The organism is Neisseria sp. P0017.S009 (genome assembly GCF_051957375.1).
Classification (GTDB): domain Bacteria; phylum Pseudomonadota; class Gammaproteobacteria; order Burkholderiales; family Neisseriaceae; genus Neisseria; species Neisseria perflava.
Genome location: NZ_JBQCWL010000003.1, coordinates 181,846 through 196,130 on the forward strand (window position 1 = coordinate 181,846; position 14,285 = coordinate 196,130).

The window sequence follows — 14,285 nt, forward strand, 5'->3', positions numbered from 1 at the left end:
CCTTACTTGTCTTTCAGGCCGTCTGAAAATCCGGCTTCTTCCAATACTGCCGCCGCCGCCAATGCCGCCGTATCTTTTTTCAACAGCAGATGCAAGGTGTGGAAATCCTGTTTCAACGCAGCCACGGCTTCAGGGCAGTCATACCAGTCTGCGACAGCCTGCGCCAGTTTTTCAGGGACGGCATCGTGTTGCAGCAGCTCGGGAACGGCGGCTTTACCCAACAGAATATTGGGTAAACCAACATGCGGCACTTTGATTTTGCGTTTCACATACGCATAAGTCAGCGGCGAAATTTTGTAGCTGATGACCATAGGCCGCTTGCACAAGGCCACTTCCAAAGTCGCCGTACCGCTGGTGACCAATACCACGTCGGCAGCGGCGCAAACCGTATCCGACTGCTTGTCGGTCAGCGTGATGGGAAGGGCTGCGAACTCAGGCTGCGCCAAAATTTCACTAATGCGTTTGCGCGTTGCGGCCGTCGCCACAGGCAGCAAAAACTGTGCCTTCGGATAACGTTTCAGCAGCAATAAGGCCGTCTGAAAAAACACCGCCGCCATGTAATCGATTTCGCTCACGCGGCTGCCGGGCAAGATGGCAAACACGGGCACGTCCGCAGGTACGCCCAGCTTCTGCCGTGCCGCCGCCCTATCCGCTTCCACCGGCATGGTTTGCGCCATCGGATGGCCGACAAACTCAGCCTTGCCGCCGGCATCGATATATAGCTGCGGTTCCATCGGAAATAGGCACAACACGCGGTTGACCTGATGTACGATTTTATTGACCCGTTCGCGCCGCCACGCCCAAACCGACGGGCTGACATAATGAATGGTATGAATGCCTGCCTGCTTGAGTTTTTCGGCCACGCCGAGATTAAAGTCCGGCGCATCGATGCCGATAAACACATCCGGCTTGAGGCGGAGCAAATCGTTCACCAGCCCTTTGCGGATTTTCAAAATCTGCGGCAGGCGTTTGATGACCTCAACAAAACCGCGCACCGCCAGCTTTTCCTGATCGTACAAACTCTCAAAACCCTCCGCCTTCATGCGCTCGCCGCCGATGCCGGTAAACCGCGCATTCGGGCAACGCGCCTTAATGGCACGGATTAAATGTGCGCCGAGCAAGTCGCCGGAAGCTTCGCCGACGCTGATGGCGATAAGGGGGGAAGGATTGGAGTTCATATTGTTGAGGTTCGGAAGCTAAAAGATTTTGGGGCGGTCATTTGCCCAACCGTTTTCAGACGGCATCGACAGCAAACGGGCAGAAACCTGCCCTACTACGCGGATTTTTGCAATCCAAAGGCCGTCTGAAAAAGTTTCAGACGGCCTTCAATCCATCAATCAACGGATAATGCCGCGTGTGGATTGTGCAAAAAAGTCTTTAAATACCGCCAATTCGCTTTGGGTTTCGGCGCGTTTCAGAATCTCTGTCTTAGCTTCTTCAAACGGAATGCCGCGATGGTAAATGGTTTTATACGCATCTTTGACGGAGGCAATCTGTTCGGCAGTGAAACCGTTGCGGCGCATACCTTCGCTGTTGAGGCCGGCCGGTTCGGCGCGGTAGCCTGCAGCCATAAAGTACGGCGGTACGTCTTTGTGTACGCCGGCGGCAAACGCGGTCATGGCGTAGTCACCGATTTGGCAGAATTGGAACACCAGCGTGTAGCCGCCCAAGACGACGTAGTCGCCGATGGTAACGTGACCTGCAAGTGAGGCGTTGTTGGCGAAGATGGTATGGTTGCCGACCACGCAGTCATGGGCGAGGTGGCAGTAGGCCATAATCCAGTTGTCGTCGCCGATACGGGTTTCGCCGATGCCGGTAACCGTACCGAGGTTGAACGTCGTAAATTCGCGGATGGTGTTGCCGTTGCCGATAATCAGCTTGGTCGGCTCGTCGCGGTATTTTTTGTCCTGCGGAATTTCGCCGAGGCTGGCAAATTGGAAAATGCGGTTGTTTTCACCGATGGTCGTATGACCGTTGATGACGACGTGCGGGCCGATTTCGGTATTCGCGCCGATTTGCACATTGGGGCCGATGATGCTGTATGGGCCGACTTTGACGCTGGAGTCAAGTTCGGCTTTAGGGTCGATGACGGCGATCGGATGGATAAGGGTCATGCTGTCTCCTTGCTGTCTGATACAGGTATTGCCTGCAAGATGCCGTCTGAACTTTCAGACGGCCTGTCCCATTCTTACACCACGCGTTTGGCGCACATAATCACGGCTTCAACGGCAACTTGGCCGTCGACTTTGGCAACGGCGTTAAATTTGCCGATACCGCGTTTGTTGGTCAGCAGCTCGACTTCAAAAACCAGTTGGTCGCCGGGGATGACTTGGCGTTTGAAACGGGCGTCGTCAATACCGGCGAAGAAGAAGAATTCGTTTTCTTTGCGGCCGCCTTCGCTGAGGATGGCGAGTGTGCCGCACGCTTGCGCCATGGCTTCGATAATCAGCACGCCGGGCATCACGGGCAGGTCGGGAAAGTGGCCTTGGAACTGCGGCTCGTTCATGGTGACGTTTTTAATCGCAGTCAGGGTTTTCATCGGTTCGAACGCAGTAATGCGGTCGAGTTGCAAAAACGGATAACGGTGTGGGATAAGTTTTTGAATGTCTTTGGCTTCAATCGGGAGTTGTACGTCCATGATGTTCGTCTTTCCTTGTTTGTATTGGGTTTAAACGTATTCGGATGCGGGGGCGCGGACTGTTTGCGCCGCCTTTAGGCTTCGTCGCTGTCGGCAAGCTGTTTCTCCAGCGTTTTGAGGCGTTTGTTCATTTCGCTCAAACGGTGGATATAAACGGCATTGCGCGCCCAGTCTTTGTAGCCCGACATCGGGAAAATACCGGCCAGATGCTGGCCGCTTTCGGTAATGCTGTGGGTAACGGATGTACCGCCGCCGATGGTGGTTTTATCGGCGATTTCGATGTGTCCGACCGTGCCGACGCCGCCGCCGATAATACAATAATTGCCGATGGTGACGCTGCCGGAAATACCGGTCTTGGCGGCGATAACGGTGTGCGAACCGATTTTGCAGTTGTGGCCGATTTGGACTTGGTTGTCGATTTTGGTGCCGTTGCCGACGGTCGTATCGCTCATTGCGCCGCGGTCGATATTGGTGTTCGAACCGATTTCCACATCATCGCCCAGCGTGACTGCGCCGGTTTGCGGAATTTTAAACCATGAATCGCCGGCAAAGGCCAAGCCGAAACCGTCCGCGCCGATGACGGCGCCGCTGTGGATTTCGACACGGTTGCCCAAAGTGCAGCCGTAATAGATGACGGAGTTGGGATGCAACACGACTTCATCGCCCAACGTGCAATCGTGTTGGACAACGGCATTGGCCAAAATACGGCAGCCTTCGCCCAATACGGCATTCGCGCCGATATAGGCATTCGCGCCGATTTCGCAGCTTGCCGGCACTTTGGCGCTGGCCTCGACAACGGCAGTCGGATGTACGCTGCCCTGTGCTTTGACAATCGGCGAGAACAATCGTGCCACTTTGGCAAAATAAAGATAAGGGTCGGCAGCCACAATCAGGTTGCGGCCTGCAAATTCGTCTGCGGCTTTCGGCGACACAATCACTGCGCCTGCCTGGCTGTCGTGTACTTCGGCTTTGTATTTCGGATTGGCCAAAAAGCTGATGTGTTCCGCCTGCGCCTGATCCAACGGACGGACGGCGGTAATGGCGATGTCTTCGCCTTTCCATTCGCCGCCGAGTTGGGAAACGATTTGGGACAGGGTGTATGCTTGTGAAGTCATGATAATCTGCCGTCAAGATGTCAGGCCGTCTGAAAGATGCCGGTTTGGGTTTCAGACGGCCTTAGGTTTGTCTATATATCACATTCGCTGCCGAGCAGAGTCAGTGAGCATTTAGGGCTTTGATAACGCTGTCGGTAATGTCGTAACGGCCGTTGACGTAAATCACGTCCTGCAAGATGAAGTCGTAACCTTCGCGCTTGGCTAAATCGACGATGACGCGGTTGGCATTTTGCTGGAGCGCGGCGAATTCTTCATTGCGGCGCAGATTGTAGTCTTCTGCCAACTCGGCCTGCTCCTTGCGGAATTTCTGTACCAGATTGCGCCACTTTTGGGTTTCCGCTTCCCTTTGGCTGTCGCTGAGCTTGTCGCCGCTCAGTTTTCGCTCCAAAGCCTCGCCTTCCTGTTGCAACTTTTGCAAGGCGGTTTGACGGCTTTTGAACTCTTTTTCCAAAGTCATCTGAATGCTTTGCGCCTGCTTGGATTCCTGATAAACGCGCTCGGTATTGATAAAACCGATTTTCTGCACTCCATCCGCCGCCGCTTGCGGCAACAGCACGAAACCCGGCAGGGCTACGGTGAGGACACGGAGGGTGTCGGCTATTTTACTCATGATAAAAATCCTTGCTTGAAAACAAACGGGCGGTTTGCAATAAGCTTGCCGCCAATCTGCCATGAGGCCGTCTGAAACGGACAAACCCGGTTTCAGACGGCCTAAACATCATCAGAATGTCGTACCGAGTTGGAATTGGAAGCGTTGGATTTCGTCGCCTTCTTTTTTCTTAATCGGATAAGCATAACTGAACTTCATCGGACCCAGCGGAGAGAGCCAAGTCACGGCAGCACCGGCAGAGTAACGCAATTCGTTTTTGAATGTCGATTTGTGCGTTGTGCCTACGCCATACACGTTTTGGAGCGCGCCGTTGGTGTAATAAGAATTGCTGCTGCTGTCGTTGTAAGTTTTGTCATCCCACACGCTGCCCGCATCGGCAAACAGGCTCAGACGGACGGTACGCGAATCTTTAATGCCCGGCATCGGGAAGAGCAACTCTGCGGAAACGTTGGCTTTTTTGTTACCGCCGTAGCTGATTTTCTCGCCGTATTCGTCATAGACTTTCGGGCCCAGCGTACCGCTTTCAAAACCGCGGACGGAGCCTAAGCCGCCGCCGTAGAAGTTTTCAAAGAACGGCATGGTTTTGGTTTTGCCGTAGCCGTTGCCATAACCGACTTCGCCACCCAGCATCAGCGTGAAATCTTTGCTCAATGGGAAGAACCAAGTTTGGTTGTGGGTCAAGGTGTAGTATTGCAGGTCGCTGCCCGGCAAGGCGATTTCGCCGTTTACGCCGGTCAGGTAACCGCGGGTCGGCCACAAGGCATTGTCGGTTTTGTTGCGGCCCCAGCCGATGGTACCTTTGTACAACCAGCCTTTGAAGTTACCCACGCCGCTGCCGTCGCCTTTACCGTATTGGTTGATAAAGTCAGCATAGCGTTTAGGCGCGCCTTTGTAGGTATTCACGGTCAGACGCTCTGCGGCCAAACCGAAGTTTACACGGTCATATTCGGTAACCGGAATACCGATACGCAAACCGCCGCCGAAAGTTGTAGTTTTATATTGTTTCGCGCTGGAAGAAGCTTTACGCGGGTCGTAAGACTTGCCGTAAAGGTCGTAGCCCAAGCTTACGCCGTCAGGTGTGAAGTATGGGTCGGTAAACGACAACGAGCCGTTTACTGTGGTTTTACTGCGGGAAGCGCGCAGGGCAACGGATTTACCCGTACCGAACAGGTTGTCTTGAGCCACGCCGGCAGACATCACCAAACCGGTATCCTGAACCCAACCTGCGCTCAAGTCGAGCGAGCCGGTAGAACGTTCGGTCAGGCTCATGTTCAGGTCAACTTGGTCAGGGGTATTGGCCACAGGAACCGCATCAAATTGAACGTTGTCGAAGTAGCCCAACAACTCAACGCGCTCTTTAGAACGTTGCAGTTTGGCAGAGTCGTAAGGCGCCGATTCCATTTGGCGCAACTCGCGGCGAATGACTTCGTCACGGGTTTTGTTGTTGCCGGTAATGTTGATTTCGTTCACATAGATTTTGCGGCCCGGCTGAACGGTCAGCACAAAATCAACGGTATGCGTTTCGGCATTGGGAATCGGTTGGACATTGATTTCGCTGAATGCGTAACCTGCCTGACCCATGCGGTTTTGGATGGCTTCGAGCGAATTGGACATTTGCGCGCGCTCGTACCATTTGCCCGGCTTCATGGTCAGCAGTTTTTCCAAATCTTCTTTCGGCACTTCCAGCGTATCGCCTTCGATGCGTACATTGCCCCAACGGAAGCGGTCGCCTTCGCTGACGGTTACTTTAATGGTTTGCTTAGTTTTGTCTTCGTTGGTTTGGATGTCGGTATCCAAAATGCGGAAGTTGAAGTAGCCGTTGTTTTGGTAGTAATTGGTGATTTTTTCCATGTCCTGAGCAAATTTTTGCTCATTGAACTGATTGCTCTTAGTGATCCAAGTCCACATACCACCTTCGCTCAGGGACATTTGTTTCAGCAGGCGGCGGTCGGAATAAACTTCGTTGCCTTCAAAGGAAATATCGGTAATCTTGGTAGATTTGCCCTCTTCGATGGCAATATCGATAGATACGCGGTTACGGGCGAGTTTGGTTACAGTCGGAGTGATTTGGACAGACTGTTTGCCACGGCTCAAATACTCTTCTTTCAAACCGGCAACGGCTTGGTTCAGCGTTGCTTGGTTGAAGTATTGGGATTGCGCCAAACCGAAGGCTTCAAGGTTTTTCTTGATGGCATCGTTTTGCAGCATTTTCGCGCCGGTAATATTGAGCGAGCTGATGGTTGGACGCTCAATCACGGTCAGCAGGACTTGATTGTCCATGGTTTCGACGCGTACGTCGTCAAAGAAACCGGTTGCGTAGAGTTTTTTGATGATTTCTTCACTGCGCGCATCATTGAAATTATCACCGACTTTAACGGGCAGGTAGTTGAAGACGGTACTCGGCTCGGTGCGCTGCAGGCCTTCGACGCGGATGTCCTGAATGGTAAAGTCAGCCAATGCCAGTGGAGACAGGCTCAATACCATTAAAGCGGAAGCAATCTGGTTCAGTTTCATAAATTATCCAAACAAACGGTTGATGTCATTAAAGAAAGCCACAGCCATCATCAAAAGCATGGCTGCCAGTCCGAAGCGCAGGCCGACTGCCTGTATGCGCTCGCTCAAAGGCTTTCCGCGTATCCATTCGGCGGTATAAAAAACCAAATGTCCGCCGTCTAAAACGGGGATGGGCAAAAGGTTCAACACGCCTAAGCTGATGCTGACCAAGGCCAGAAATTCGAGGTAGCTCTGCAATCCGAGTTTGGCGGATTGTCCGGCGACATCGGCAATGGTCAGGGGGCCGGAAATATGGTTCAAAGAGGCATTGCCCGTAACCAGTTTTCCGAAAAATTTGAGGGTCGTCCACGAATAGTTGACGGTTTTGTTCCAACCCAATTCAAAGGCTTGGGCAACGGAAGGTGTATAACGGTAGCGGATGGTCTTATCCCACTCTTTATCCGCCTGGGCAGCAAGCCCGGCTCTACCCACCAGCACGCCTGCTGACTGCTCGACGCTGTCCGGCCGGATAGCGGTCGCCAGTATTTTACCGTCACGCTCGTAAGTCAGCTCGATTCGTTTGCCGGGGCTGGCGCGGAAGAGTTCCGTCCATGCTTGCCAGCTTTCGATGGGCTTCCCATCAGCAGTCAGCAGTTTGTCGTTTTCCTTCAAACCTGCTTTTTCGGCGGGACTTTTGGCCAAGACTTTACCGATGCGGTTAGTAATTCTAAAAGGCAAAAGGCCGATGTTGCCTTGGTTTTTCGCAACTTTACCTGCTTCAGGCGTGCCGGCGGCATCAATTATGCGGATGGCTTGGGTATTTGAGGCCGTCTGAACAGCAACTTTTACAGGACCGGCTTCAAGGTTCAACACCATCTCGGTTTGTGCATCGCTCCAGTCTTTAACGGCGATTCCGTTGACCGATACAATCTTATCACCCGCCTGAAAACCTGCTTTGGCGGCAATACTGGCAGGTTCGACCATGCCGACATAGGGGCGCAACTCGGTCACGCCGAAGGAAAAGCTCAAACCGTAAAGCAAAACGGCCAAAATCAAATTAGTCAAAGGACCGGCAGCGACAATGGCGATGCGCCTGGCCGGATGCTGCTTGTCAAAGGCGTAGGGCAAATCTGCTTCTGCCACCTCGCCTTCGCGCGTATCGACCATTTTAACGTAACCGCCCAGCGGAATCGGGGCAAGACACCACTCGGTATCGCCGCGTTTTCGGGTGAAAAAGGGCTTACCGAAGCCGACGGAAAAGCGCACGACTTTAACGCCGCACCAGCGGGCAACAATATAGTGTCCGAACTCATGCAGGCTGACCAAAATCAGAATGGCGACGATAAAGGCTAAAAAGGTTTGCAAAAAAATCCCCTGTATGGAATGTGATGATCAACGGATAAGGCCGTCTGAAAACCGATTATAAAGGCAGTTGTTCCATTTTGTCTGCCTAAATGCCAAGCGGTTGACGTTTCAGACGGCCTGTCATTGAAACTTTATTGTTTGCCGATAAAGGCTTCTGCCTGTCTGCGTGTTTGCGCGTCTTGCGCCAGCAGGCCTTCGATATCGTAACGGCCGTCTGAAAAATCTTGTGCAAGGCAGTGGGCAACGACTTTGGCAATATCGGTAAACTTGATGCGTTTATCTAAAAAAGCGGCCACGGCAACTTCGTTGGCGGCGTTCAACACACAAGGCGCGGCGCCGCCTGCATTCATTGCCTGATAGGCAAGTTTCAGACATGGGAAACGGTCAAAGTCAGGCTTTTGGAAGGTCAATGCGGACAATGCGCCGAAATCCAGCTCGCCCACGCCGGAGTCGATACGTTCGGGCAGGCCCAAACAATAAGCAATCGGCGTACGCATATCGGGATTACCCAACTGCGCCAATACCGAACCATCGCGATAACGCACCATGCTGTGTATCACGGATTGCGGATGAATGACGACTTCCAGTTTTTCCGGCGGACAGTTAAACAGCCAATGCGCCTCAATCAACTCCAAGCCCTTATTCATCATTGACGCGGAATCGACGGAAATTTTGCGACCCATGCTCCAATTCGGATGTTTGACCGCCTGCTCGGGCGTAATGCTGTCAAATGTACTTAAATCGGTGTTAAGGAAGGGGCCGCCTGATGCGGTCAGAATAATCGAATTGATACCGTGCTCATTCAGACGGCCTGTGTAATCCCTTGGCAATACTTGGAAGATGGCGTTGTGTTCGCTGTCAATCGGCAAGACGGTGGCGCCGTTTTGACGGGCGGTTTCCATAAACAATGCGCCGGAAACCACCAGTGTTTCTTTGTTTGCCAGATAAATGGTTTTGCCTTTTTGAGCGGCAGCCAAAGCCGACGGCAAGCCAGCCGCGCCGACAATGGCACACATCACGCCGCTGACTTCATCGGCAGAGGCGACATCAATCAAGGCTTGAGAACCATATAAAACCTGCGTATTGATGCCTTCTTGTTTGAGTTTCTTTTCCAACTCGGCCGCATGGTCAGCATCGCCGACAACGGCATATTCCGGGCGGAACTGTTTGCATTGTGCCACCAGCTTGTCCACCTGCCTATGCCCTGCCAGCGCGAACACGCGGAATTTTTCGGGATGGCGGGAAACAACGTCTAAAGTGCTTTCGCCTATGCTGCCGGTGCTGCCTAATATGGTCAGAACTTGTTGTGTCATGGTGTGTTCTTTGTGTGCTGTGCAAACGGTATTCATTGTGTTTGAAATAAATTTCTTTGCCGTTTCCAATTTTCAGACGGCCTTTTGCCTCCCAGCTGAAAAGGCCGTCTGAAAGAATTACTCAATGCCGTATTCGATGGTAACAACCAGTCGGACTTGTTTGCCGACGGTGCTTTTATCGTAAGAACCGCCGTACTCGTCGTCCTCGCTGCTGCCGGTGTCGGCATAGATGTTGAACGAGCCTTGCGAAGCAGAACGCATGGCACCCACTTTGCCGCCGCCGGTTTTGGCAAATTCGGCCGCGCGTTTCTGCGCATCCTCAGTCGCCTGCGTAATCAAATCGCGTTTGATGGTTTCCAAATTGCCCAACAAATATTGCGGATTGTCGAAGCGGATAAATTCGTTTTGCGCACGGAAATTCAAAATGGCACGCTGGGCGGCTTGGATTTTGTCCAATTTTTTGGTGTTGACCACAATATTGAGGTCGCCATCGTAGCCGTTGGGCGTGCGGGTTACGTTGCCTAATTCGTCGCGGGTTTCATTGAAGACGCGCGACACTTCAGGCAGACCCACTTTCATTTCAGCCGCCGTAAAGCCTTGCTCACCCAAAAACTTAGACAGCTTCTTGCGTCTTGCCGTCAGTAAATCCAAAACTTCCTGATAGCTCTCGCCGTGCGCGTTCACGCCCGTATTCCACGTTGCGCTGTCGGATTGGAAGTTTTTCTCCGCCAAACCTTTTACGGTAATCGTCCCCGGCTGACGCAGATTCTTAAACTGCACGCCCAAAATAAACGCTGCAGCCATCAATCCGAGTGCCAACAATACGCCCAAGATCGATAAAGATGAAATCTGTTTTTGTTCGGACATAATCAGCTCCCCCAACCATATGAGACAGGCGGTTTAAAACAAATATACAAAGGTGGCATAAATGCTGATAACGGCAATCAGGCTGTCCACACGGTCGAACACGCCGCCGTGTCCCGGCAGCAGATTACTGCTGTCTTTGATACCGGTCGCACGTTTGAGCCAGCTTTCCAGCAAATCGCCGCACACGCTGACAACGGTCAGAATCAAGCCGATCAAAATCGTTTTGAACCAACCGGCTTCAAAAGCCAGCCAACCGGCTTTCCATACGATGGTCATGTACACGGCAACGCATAATGCGCCGCCGATCGCACCCTCCCAGCTTTTACCCGGACTGATGGTCGGCGCAATTTTGCGCTTGCCAAACGATTTGCCGCAGAAATATGCACCAATATCGGCCACCCACACCAAACCCATAATCGCCAATAAAGACAGCGCGTCTTCAGGCTGAGGGCGCAGGTAAACCAGTGCGAACCAAAACGGCATCACCAACAACCAACCGACTGTGTAAGCCTGCCAGCCGCCGTTTAACTTCCATTTTGCTTTCAGCCACCAAGGCATGACAATCAGCCAAAACGCCAATACGACATACCAAACCAAATCAGGCAACTGCCAACCGCCGGCATAGGCAATCACGCCGAACACCAGCGTTGAAGCCAAATAATGGTTGATTTTCAGCTTGTCCAAGCCACTCATGCGGGCATATTCCCACAAAGTCAGCATGGCAATCAGGCCGCAAAACGCAGCCCACAGCCACATAGGTGCATAAAACAGCATACCCAGCATCAGCGGCAAAAGCCACAGCGCCGTTAAAATTCGTTGTTTCAACATAGTTCTCAACCCCGTTGCTGCTCAACCGGCAGCTGTTCGGAAGTCCGCCCGAAGCGGCGCTCCCGTTTTTGGAACGAAACAATCGCCTCGTTCAACGATTTCTCATTAAAATCAGGCCACAGCGTATCCGTAAAATACAATTCCGCATACGCCATCTGCCACAGCAGGAAATTACTGATGCGCGTCTCGCCACCGGTTCGGATAAACAAATCCGGCTCGGGTGCATCGCCCAACATCAAATAACGCGACAACGCCTCTTCCGTAATCTCAGTTGCACCCTCGGCAATCAACTGATTTGCCGCATGCAAAATATCCCAGCGGCCGCCATAATCGGCGGCAATGCTCAAAGTCAAACCGGTATTGTTTGCCGTCAACGCTTCTGCCGCCTCAATCCCCTTCAGGATTTCAGCATTAAACCGCTCACGGCTGCCGATGACTCTCAAGCGCATATTGTTATCGTGCAAACGGCGCACCTGCTTTTGCAAAGCCTGCAAAAACAGCCCCATCAGAAAAGAAACCTCTTCCTCGGGGCGTCGCCAGTTTTCAGTTGAAAAAGCAAACACGGTCAAATACCGCACACCCAATTCAGCACAATGCTTCACCATGTTCTCCAGCGCATCCAAGCCGCGCTTATGCCCCATCACACGGGGAAGAAAACGCTTCTTTGCCCAACGTCCGTTGCCGTCCATAATCACAGCAATATGTCGGGGGATGGCAGAGTGTTCCAAAATCGTCTGCGTACTGCTTTTCATGTCTGCCTTTCAGGGAGCAAACCGTCCAAAGGCCGTCTGAACGGTTTGCACACAGGATTAAATCGCCATCAAATCTTCTTCTTTGGCAGCCAAGAGCTTGTCTGCCTCAGCAATGTATTTGTCGGTCAACTTCTGAACCGCTTCCTCGCCACGGCGTGCTTCATCTTCAGAAATCTCTTTGTCTTTCAACAGTTTTTTGATGTGGTCGTTTGCATCACGGCGCACATTGCGGATAGACACACGACCCTCTTCTGCCTCGCTGCGTACCACTTTGATCAGATCCTTACGGCGTTCCTCAGTCAACATAGGCATTGGAACACGGATCAAATCACCGACAGAAGCAGGGTTCAGGCCCAAGTTGGAATCACGGATCGCTTTCTCAACTTTTGAAGCCATATTGCTCTCGAAAGGTTTCACACCGATCGTACGCGCATCCAAAAGCGTCACGTTCGCCACTTGGCTCACAGGTACCATGCTGCCCCAGTATTCCACTTCCACTTGGTCGAGCAGGCCGGTATGCGCACGGCCGGTACGTACTTTAGCCAAATTGTCTTTCAATACTTCCAGAGAACGCTGCATTTTGCCTTCAGCTGTCTTTTGAATATCATTAATCATCTTAATACTTTCAATTTCATAGGAATAAAACAGAATTAACCGAGAATAGTACCGTTAAACCGCCCCCACGACAAGGCTTTACGCCCCAACAGCCTTGTTTTCTAACCGATATTTAACATCAAACAAAATAAAGGCCGTCTGAAAATCTTTCAGACGACCTTTATTGTTTCAAGCAACTACATCAACTCGGCCTTTTGGCTTAATTTATTTACCAACTGACCCAAACTGAAATCTCCCTATCATTTTCAATCGAAATCTAATCTTAATAACTCAAAAGCTCACAGTTGTACTCTTGGTAATTAAAGTTAACTTGCCCTCGACATCTACCATCACTATCGGAAACCTTCTCTCTAAAGTAATGAAGTTCGCAAGGTAGATCCAATATAACAACCTGCCTTCCCATGCAAATTTTCACATTTAGTTTGCAAAATTTGTATAAAAACTGTATTACGTTATAATTGGTTTTATTCGAATACGTTATTTAATTCACCTGAAAACAAACAGATAAATGCAAATTAACTGGAGAATATCTATGAACAAATTACTCATCCTATGCTCAGCATTAGCGCTTTCTGCCTGTGTTGTACCACATCCCTATACTTCAACCGAATATCAAAAATATAAACAAAGTGATTTGAAAGTACCAAATCAACCTTATCCTATACGTTTAGAGGGAGAGTTCGAGCGTAATGGTAAATCTTTCCCTAAAGTAAATCCGGCTCTAACAAAAGCTGCCAAAATTGCACTAAACGGAACAAAGATTGTAACAGTAGACCCGCAAGCCCAAAACAGCCTGAAAATCCATGCCAACAATATCGCCAATATTGGTGGTGCAGTAGGTAACGGTATAAAAACAGGTCTGACTTTCGGATTAGCAGGCAGTACAGTTCAGGATTACTATCAATTCTACTGTAGCTACTCAGATGGCAAAAAAGAATTAAACCGTTCCGAATTTAATCACGCTATTGTGACTACTATTGGTTTAACCTCCACACCCAAAGAGCTGACTCCCCATAGTAATCTGGATCAGGCATTTATCTCTGTAACTAAAGATATTGTTGTTAATTGCTTAGGTGACTTGCAAAACAAAGGTTTCTTGTTACCAGAAACAGCCAATACCCATACCGGCAGTAACTGAAATTTCTGAAGATGTTGCCAAAGCTGCCATTATGAAACTGAATATGGCAACTCCAGGTCAATGTTCCAAAGCTCATCCCTAAAACAATCCTTACTTGATATAAAAAGGCCGTCTGAAAATCTTTCAGACGGCCTTTTCCTAATTCAAATCCTACTCTCTATTTCTCTCATTCCAAAAGTAACGCCATACAAAGCATGGGAAAGCAAAAATCAGGTAGAGGCAGACAACGGTCGCGTAAAACTCCCAATCTTGGGCATGTACGGCACCAGCTCGCGATTCGAGGATATAGGCGAGGATCGCGGTAAGAAGGAAACCTGCCAGCAATTCGATCAAGTGATGGCCGATATGTTTGCGTTTCAGGGCGACGATGCCGAAGAATTTGGTGGTAATAAATGGTGCGTTGGCAAAGATAAGTGCCAACAACAAAAGAATGTACATGGATGCGGTCATGATGGTCTTTCTGTTTTCAGACGGCCTGTGTGTGATTTTAACATGTTAAATGGGCATTCTTGCCCATTATTATCCGTGGAATATTCAATATCTTGATGATG

General features: G+C 50.8%; 14 protein-coding genes. 1 reads left to right on the forward strand and 13 read right to left on the reverse strand.

Translation table 11 applies throughout. The features are described 5' to 3' along the window. Positions 1 to 2: 2 nt before the first annotated feature. The 12 genes from lpxB to frr all read right to left on the reverse strand — a co-directional run bounded on the left by lpxB (position 3) and on the right by frr (position 12,596). A complete protein-coding gene (lpxB, locus tag ACTHTG_RS05275) occupies positions 3 to 1,178 on the reverse strand; it encodes a lipid-A-disaccharide synthase (RefSeq protein ID WP_440360557.1) in 1,176 nt (391 codons plus the stop codon). Between the two features lie 159 nt (positions 1,179 to 1,337). After that, complete coding sequence (lpxA, locus tag ACTHTG_RS05280) at positions 1,338 to 2,114, reverse strand: acyl-ACP--UDP-N-acetylglucosamine O-acyltransferase (RefSeq protein ID WP_004519117.1); 777 nt, start codon at positions 2,112 to 2,114, stop codon at positions 1,338 to 1,340. A 74-nt stretch (positions 2,115 to 2,188) separates the two neighbouring features. Beyond that, positions 2,189 to 2,638 carry a 3-hydroxyacyl-ACP dehydratase FabZ gene (fabZ, locus tag ACTHTG_RS05285; protein WP_003681704.1) on the reverse strand — a complete coding sequence of 150 codons (450 nt, stop codon included), beginning with the start codon at positions 2,636 to 2,638 and terminating at the stop codon, positions 2,189 to 2,191. Positions 2,639 to 2,712: 74 nt separating this feature from the next. Next, positions 2,713 to 3,753, reverse strand: coding sequence for a UDP-3-O-(3-hydroxymyristoyl)glucosamine N-acyltransferase (gene lpxD / locus ACTHTG_RS05290; RefSeq protein WP_004519119.1), 1,041 nt, complete (start codon positions 3,751 to 3,753; stop codon positions 2,713 to 2,715). Positions 3,754 to 3,853: 100 nt separating this feature from the next. Then, positions 3,854 to 4,363, reverse strand: coding sequence for an OmpH family outer membrane protein (locus ACTHTG_RS05295; protein WP_039861888.1), 510 nt, complete (start codon positions 4,361 to 4,363; stop codon positions 3,854 to 3,856). 111 nt (positions 4,364 to 4,474) lie between these two features. After that, on the reverse strand, positions 4,475 to 6,877 hold the full coding sequence (gene bamA, locus ACTHTG_RS05300) for an outer membrane protein assembly factor BamA (RefSeq protein ID WP_070587898.1): 2,403 nt from the start codon (positions 6,875 to 6,877) through the stop codon (positions 4,475 to 4,477). A 3-nt stretch (positions 6,878 to 6,880) separates the two neighbouring features. Beyond that, the gene (gene rseP / locus ACTHTG_RS05305) at positions 6,881 to 8,221 is read right to left on the reverse strand and encodes an RIP metalloprotease RseP (protein ID WP_004519122.1); all 1,341 of its coding nucleotides are present in this window, start codon (positions 8,219 to 8,221) and stop codon (positions 6,881 to 6,883) included. Positions 8,222 to 8,352: 131 nt separating this feature from the next. Continuing rightward, positions 8,353 to 9,534 carry a 1-deoxy-D-xylulose-5-phosphate reductoisomerase gene (gene ispC / locus ACTHTG_RS05310; protein ID WP_049335842.1) on the reverse strand — a complete coding sequence of 394 codons (1,182 nt, stop codon included), beginning with the start codon at positions 9,532 to 9,534 and terminating at the stop codon, positions 8,353 to 8,355. Between the two features lie 117 nt (positions 9,535 to 9,651). Beyond that, positions 9,652 to 10,401, reverse strand: a complete 750-nt coding sequence (locus tag ACTHTG_RS05315) for an SIMPL domain-containing protein (protein WP_003747899.1) — start codon at positions 10,399 to 10,401, stop codon at positions 9,652 to 9,654. A 33-nt stretch (positions 10,402 to 10,434) separates the two neighbouring features. Next, entirely contained in the window at positions 10,435 to 11,229 is a 795-nt protein-coding gene (locus tag ACTHTG_RS05320; RefSeq protein ID WP_049335758.1) for a phosphatidate cytidylyltransferase, read from the reverse strand. Positions 11,230 to 11,234: 5 nt separating this feature from the next. Beyond that, entirely contained in the window at positions 11,235 to 11,981 is a 747-nt protein-coding gene (locus ACTHTG_RS05325) for an isoprenyl transferase (RefSeq protein WP_004519126.1), read from the reverse strand. 57 nt (positions 11,982 to 12,038) lie between these two features. After that, positions 12,039 to 12,596, reverse strand: coding sequence for a ribosome recycling factor (gene frr, locus ACTHTG_RS05330; RefSeq protein WP_004519127.1), 558 nt, complete (start codon positions 12,594 to 12,596; stop codon positions 12,039 to 12,041). 532 nt (positions 12,597 to 13,128) lie between these two features. Here frr and ACTHTG_RS05335 point away from each other — a divergent pair. Continuing rightward, on the forward strand, positions 13,129 to 13,734 hold the full coding sequence (locus ACTHTG_RS05335; protein WP_224783379.1) for a hypothetical protein: 606 nt from the start codon (positions 13,129 to 13,131) through the stop codon (positions 13,732 to 13,734). Positions 13,735 to 13,884: 150 nt separating this feature from the next. Here the strand turns inward: ACTHTG_RS05335 and ACTHTG_RS05340 are convergent, their stop codons facing one another. Then, a complete protein-coding gene (locus ACTHTG_RS05340) occupies positions 13,885 to 14,184 on the reverse strand; it encodes a DUF2818 family protein (protein ID WP_039861891.1) in 300 nt (99 codons plus the stop codon). Positions 14,185 to 14,285: the final 101 nt, after the last annotated feature.

Bases quoted from the DNA above. Each gene is read 5' to 3' on its own strand.
- lpxB (WP_440360557.1), bottom strand. From the start codon at position 1,178: ATGAACTCCAATCCTTCCCCCCTTATCGCCATCAGCGTCGGCGAAGCT.
- lpxA (WP_004519117.1), bottom strand. From the start codon at position 2,114: ATGACCCTTATCCATCCGATCGCCGTCATCGACCCTAAAGCCGAACTT.
- fabZ (WP_003681704.1), bottom strand. From the start codon at position 2,638: ATGGACGTACAACTCCCGATTGAAGCCAAAGACATTCAAAAACTTATC.
- lpxD (WP_004519119.1), bottom strand. From the start codon at position 3,753: ATGACTTCACAAGCATACACCCTGTCCCAAATCGTTTCCCAACTCGGC.
- ACTHTG_RS05295 (WP_039861888.1), bottom strand. From the start codon at position 4,363: ATGAGTAAAATAGCCGACACCCTCCGTGTCCTCACCGTAGCCCTGCCG.
- bamA (WP_070587898.1), bottom strand. From the start codon at position 6,877: ATGAAACTGAACCAGATTGCTTCCGCTTTAATGGTATTGAGCCTGTCT.
- ispC (WP_049335842.1), bottom strand. From the start codon at position 9,534: ATGACACAACAAGTTCTGACCATATTAGGCAGCACCGGCAGCATAGGC.
- ACTHTG_RS05315 (WP_003747899.1), bottom strand. From the start codon at position 10,401: ATGTCCGAACAAAAACAGATTTCATCTTTATCGATCTTGGGCGTATTG.
- ACTHTG_RS05320 (WP_049335758.1), bottom strand. From the start codon at position 11,229: ATGTTGAAACAACGAATTTTAACGGCGCTGTGGCTTTTGCCGCTGATG.
- ACTHTG_RS05325 (WP_004519126.1), bottom strand. From the start codon at position 11,981: ATGAAAAGCAGTACGCAGACGATTTTGGAACACTCTGCCATCCCCCGA.
- frr (WP_004519127.1), bottom strand. From the start codon at position 12,596: ATGATTAATGATATTCAAAAGACAGCTGAAGGCAAAATGCAGCGTTCT.
- ACTHTG_RS05335 (WP_224783379.1), top strand. From the start codon at position 13,129: ATGAACAAATTACTCATCCTATGCTCAGCATTAGCGCTTTCTGCCTGT.
- ACTHTG_RS05340 (WP_039861891.1), bottom strand. From the start codon at position 14,184: ATGACCGCATCCATGTACATTCTTTTGTTGTTGGCACTTATCTTTGCC.